This window comes from Elusimicrobiaceae bacterium (assembly GCA_028700325.1).
In the GTDB taxonomy this organism is placed as follows: Bacteria; Elusimicrobiota; Elusimicrobia; order Elusimicrobiales; family Elusimicrobiaceae; genus JAQVSV01.
In genome coordinates this window covers 1-4378 of the sequence record JAQVSV010000114.1, presented here as the reverse complement: position 1 = coordinate 4378, position 4378 = coordinate 1, and the positions used below count along the sequence as shown (strand labels likewise).

General features: G+C 59.5%; 5 protein-coding genes. 1 reads left to right on the top strand and 4 read right to left on the bottom strand.

What is annotated here, in order from left to right; all coding sequences use genetic code 11:
* Positions 1-223 (top strand): hypothetical protein (locus tag PHW69_09880; GenBank protein ID MDD4005491.1); only part of this gene is annotated, 223 nt, incomplete at its 5' end.
* A 157-nt stretch (positions 224-380) separates the two neighbouring features.
* Here the strand turns inward: PHW69_09880 and PHW69_09875 are convergent.
* The 4 genes from PHW69_09875 to PHW69_09860 all read right to left on the bottom strand — a co-directional run bounded on the left by PHW69_09875 (position 381) and on the right by PHW69_09860 (position 4261).
* Positions 381-1271, bottom strand: coding sequence for a hypothetical protein (locus PHW69_09875; GenBank protein MDD4005490.1), 891 nt, complete (start codon positions 1269-1271; stop codon positions 381-383).
* Positions 1272-1449: 178 nt separating this feature from the next.
* Complete coding sequence (locus PHW69_09870; protein ID MDD4005489.1) at positions 1450-1926, bottom strand: hypothetical protein; 477 nt, start codon at positions 1924-1926, stop codon at positions 1450-1452.
* Positions 1926-3401, bottom strand: coding sequence for a RelA/SpoT family protein (locus PHW69_09865; protein MDD4005488.1), 1476 nt, complete (start codon positions 3399-3401; stop codon positions 1926-1928). The genes PHW69_09870 and PHW69_09865 overlap by 1 nt, the downstream gene beginning before the upstream one ends.
* Positions 3402-3427: 26 nt before the next feature.
* A complete protein-coding gene (locus PHW69_09860) occupies positions 3428-4261 on the bottom strand; it encodes an ATP-binding cassette domain-containing protein (protein MDD4005487.1) in 834 nt (277 codons plus the stop codon).
* Positions 4262-4378: the final 117 nt, after the last annotated feature.

Here is a 4378-nt window from a genome sequence, read left to right as displayed (position 1 = left end):
CGACAGCGGCGGATCCGTTAAAAAACTCAAAACCGGGTTTGACCAGCCGGAAGAAACCGAACCCCGGACTTTGATGTCGCCAGCCGAACCGCAAATTTCGATCTCCAGCGAGCCAACCGCCAATGAGCTCGACCCGGATACCGATCTGGATATGCCGCAGGCGCCGGAGCCGCCTCCGGCAAAGGCGCTTGAGCCCGTGCAGTTTCAAAACAACCTGAACTGAGAACCGGTCTTTTAATTATCCTTAAAAAAACAATACGGCGGTTTCAACCCGGCCGGAACGGGAACCGACAGCCGGAATTTTAGCTTGTTACTGCTGTTCGCCCGCCCGGCATGAGCCGGGCGGGCGAACAGCACTAACGGAAGCGGAAACAAAGGTTTTATTGTGGCATCGCGCCGGCCGGCGCGATAATGGCTCTCCACCGCTGCGCCTGCGGCCAGCGCAGCACTTCGGCGTACTGCCCGTCCGGCACATAAATCATGCGCACCTGCTCCAGCGAAACATGCCTGTCGTATTTCGCCTCCAGATAGCCGAGCCGCTCGCTGTCAAACATTTCCCACAATCCGCTGCGGCTCTCGCCCAGCAGCCGGTACAGCACGTTGCGGCGGTTCTGCTCAGGCATGGCACGCAGCGCGGACACGGCCATCAGCGCATAAGCGCGCGGCCAGCCCTGCTCCTGATAAACGCCTCTGGTAAAAGCCGCCGGCTTGTCAAGCAGCAGTTTGAATTTGTTCCGGCCGAGAAAATAATAACCGCTCCACGGCGTCGCCCAGCCGCCATAGTCAACGCCGTCTTTGAGATAAACAACGACGTCGCCGTAAGCGTCGCGCCCCAGCGGCGACCCGACCGCCACAAAAACGCAGTTGTACGCGCCGAACAGCCGGTCTTCCCTGGCCGGAGTGTGAAGCGGCTTGGCGACCAGTTCCAGCTCTTCGGCCTCCGCGCGCGACAGCAGTTTGCCGAGCTCCAGCACTGTCGGCAGATACTGGAATTTCAGCCGGTGAACCTTATAGGGCGGATTGGCGGCGATTTTACGGACAAGGCTCTTCTCTTCCGCCGACAGCGGAGCCAGCCGCTCCTGCAGCGCGCGCAGGTTGCCGTCGGAAATCGCTTTCAGCTCCGCCGCCGGAGTTTCACGCGCGGCGGCGGCTTTATAAAAATGATCGAGCAGCGGCTTGCCGCAAAACTCAGCCGCCGGACATACCGCCCCGCCGGCAATTAAAAACGCGGCCGCAGCCGCCAGATTCCGCAAACGCTTTGTTATGTTCATAATATCCCGCACGCCCCGCACCGCAAGTAACTTCGTGACATGCCCCGGGCACGGTATCTTGCCGGAATTTTATTACGGGCAGCGGTCCGGCGCAAGTACCGGCGGACCCATGCCCCACACCCCGCCTTTGACCGCCCGCGCGCCGAGCGCGCGAAAAACACCGGCCCGACAGACCCGCTCAGGACCCCAGTATCGCCTGCATGGCCGACAGAGTGCCGCTTCCGGTCAGCATGGAAATAGCCATCATGTAAAATTTATAGCAGGCGACCGCCACATATATCGTAAGACCGGCCAGCACTACGGTAAACCCGATTTTCGCACCCCGTTTCAACACGGGCGACCGCCATACATACCACAATGAAAACGGGCCGATGCACAAGGTTATAAGGATAATGCCCCACGGCTTGTAGGTCCAGGGGACACAAACGCCCTGCCCTTTTCCGCAGTGCCGGCAGTACCGGTCAATATCGTGAATTTTCTTATGACAGCGCCAGCACTCTATTACCGCCGGGCCCGCCGCGCTCACCGCGGCCCTGAGCCGGCGCGCCTCGTCATCCGGTTCCCGGGCAGGCGGTTCGGCCGGCGCGGAACGCCGGCCCGGTTTGGGCGCGTACTCCGATTCGTAAAAATCATCAGAAAAATCGGGTTCGGACATTATATCCCCTCCTCAAGGCCGTGCTCGCGCAGGTAGTGGCGTATTTTCGAGCGCGCGGCGGCGGTATGCACTATTTTGATCCAGCCGGGCTTGGGCACGCTGTTTTTACGGGTGAGTATTTCGCAGAACTCGCCGTTCCTGAGCTGGTAATCCAGCCCCACCATCTTGCCGTTGACCTTGGCGCCGAAACAGGTGTTGCCCACATCGCTGTGCACGGCGTAGGCGAAATCGAGCGGCGTGGCGCCGTGCGGCAGCACCTTCACGTCGCCGCGCGGAGTGAACACGAACACCTGATGCAGCTCCATGTCGGTGCGCAGGCTTTCCAGAAACTCGCGCGGACTGGTCAGATCCTGCAGCCACTCAAGCCACTGGCGCAGCCAGTTGAGTTTTTCGTCGAAATGCGGATCCTTGCGGCCGCCCAGCTTGTACCGCCAGTGCGCGGCGATTCCGTACTCGCTTGTGCGGTGCATCTCCTCGGTGCGGATCTGGATTTCCACGATATCGCCGGTCGGGCTGACCACGGTAGTGTGCAGGCTCTGGTAAAGGTTAAGCTTGGGAATCGCTATATAATCGGTGAAAGAGCCGGCCACCGGCTTGTACACCGAATGGATGAACCCCAGCAGCGCGTAGCAGTTTGCCACGGTGTCGGTGAGGATGCGCACGCCCAGCGAATCCTGTATCTCCTCGAACGGGCGGTTCTGCATTCTCATTTTACGGTAGAACGAATAAATGTTTTTCGCGCGCGCCAGCACCCGGTGCGCAATCGCCATCGCGCCCAGCCGCATTTCCAGATCGGCCTTGAACCGCTCCAGCGCCTGCTGGCGTTTGACGCGCCCGCCTTCCAGCGCGGCCGACAGGGTGTTGTACTGCTCCGGCTCCAGCATTTTAAACGACAGATCTTCCAGTTCGCTCTTGAGCCCGAACATGCCCAGCCGCTGGGCCAGCGGCGCGTACAGATTGAGCGTTTCGGTCGCTTTCTCGATCTGCTTTTCGCGCGGCATGTGCTCGAGCGTGCTCATGTTGTGCCGCCGGTCGGCCAGCTTGATGAGAATAACGCGTATGTCCGACGCGGTCGCCATCAGCATCTTGCGCCAGTTTTCGGCGGTTTCCTCGTCGGTTGACGAGAACGACAGCCGCTCTATTTTAGTCACGCCCTGCACCAGCCGCGTGATTTCGGCGCCGAACTCGGCCTCGAACTCGGAGTCGGTAACCCCGGTGTCCTCGATCACGTCGTGCAGCAGCGCGGCGCAGACCGTCGGCAGATCGAGTTTGTAATCGAGCAGCGTGTCGGCCACGGCCACACAGTGGATGAAATACGGCTCGCCCGAAGCGCGTTTCTGGGCGGCGTGGCGGTCGCAGGCGTATTTGTAGGATTTCTCCAGAACGGCGGTGTCGCCGTCCGGCACATAAGTCCTGTATTTCTCTATCAGCGTTTTCAGTTCGGTCATGATGTCATATTCTGTTGCGGTATTCATAGCACCCGTTGCGGTTTGGATTTTTTTCAGCTTCCCGCGCCCTGAATTTCATACAGCTTGGCGTAAATCCCGTTTTGCGCGAGCAGTTCGGCATGGGTGCCCGTTTCGGCTATTTCGCCGTTATTGAGCACATAAATCCGGTCCGCGTGCTTGATTGTTGACAGGCGGTGCGCCACCATCACCACAGTGCGGTCCTTATGCACCAGTTCCAGCGCCGCCTGAACGTACTTCTCGCTCGTCGTGTCGAGATTGCTGGTCGCTTCGTCAAGCAACAGCACCGCCGGATTTTTCAGCACCGCCCGCGCTATCGCCAGCCGCTGCCGCTGCCCGCCCGACAGTTTTACCCCGCGCTCGCCCAGCATCGTTTCGTATTTCTGCGGCAGGTCCATGATAAACCTGTCGGCATTCGCTATTTTCGCAGCCTGCTCTATTTCCCCGTGCGTGGCGGCCTGCGCGCCCATGGAAAGATTCTGGTAAACGGTATCATCGAATAAAATCGTGTTCTGGCCCACCAGCCCGATATGCGCGCGCAGATCCTTAAGCCTCGCCTCGCGCAAGTCCAGCCCGTCATACATTATGCGCCCGGCGCACGGATCGAAAAGCCGCAGCATAAGGTTGATAACCGTCGTCTTGCCGGACCCCGACGGCCCGACAAACGCCACCTGCTCGCCCGGCCGTATTTCAAGGCTGATATTTTTCAGCGCGTCGCGCTCGCCGGTGGGATAGCGGTAGCTGACATTCTCGAATTTTATCCGGCCCTCCAGCCTCGGCACCGCCACAGAATCGGCGCTTTCGGTGACGGCGGGCTTTTCGTTAAGCAGCACAAGTATCCGGCCCCACGACACCAGCCAAGAAGCCATCACTAAAAAGTATGCGGATATGCGCACAACAGCAGCAGCATATTATGCAGACGGCTTGATGTCTGAACATGCATTTAGCGAAGCGATTACGCAGATAAACCAAGCAGAACTTGATGC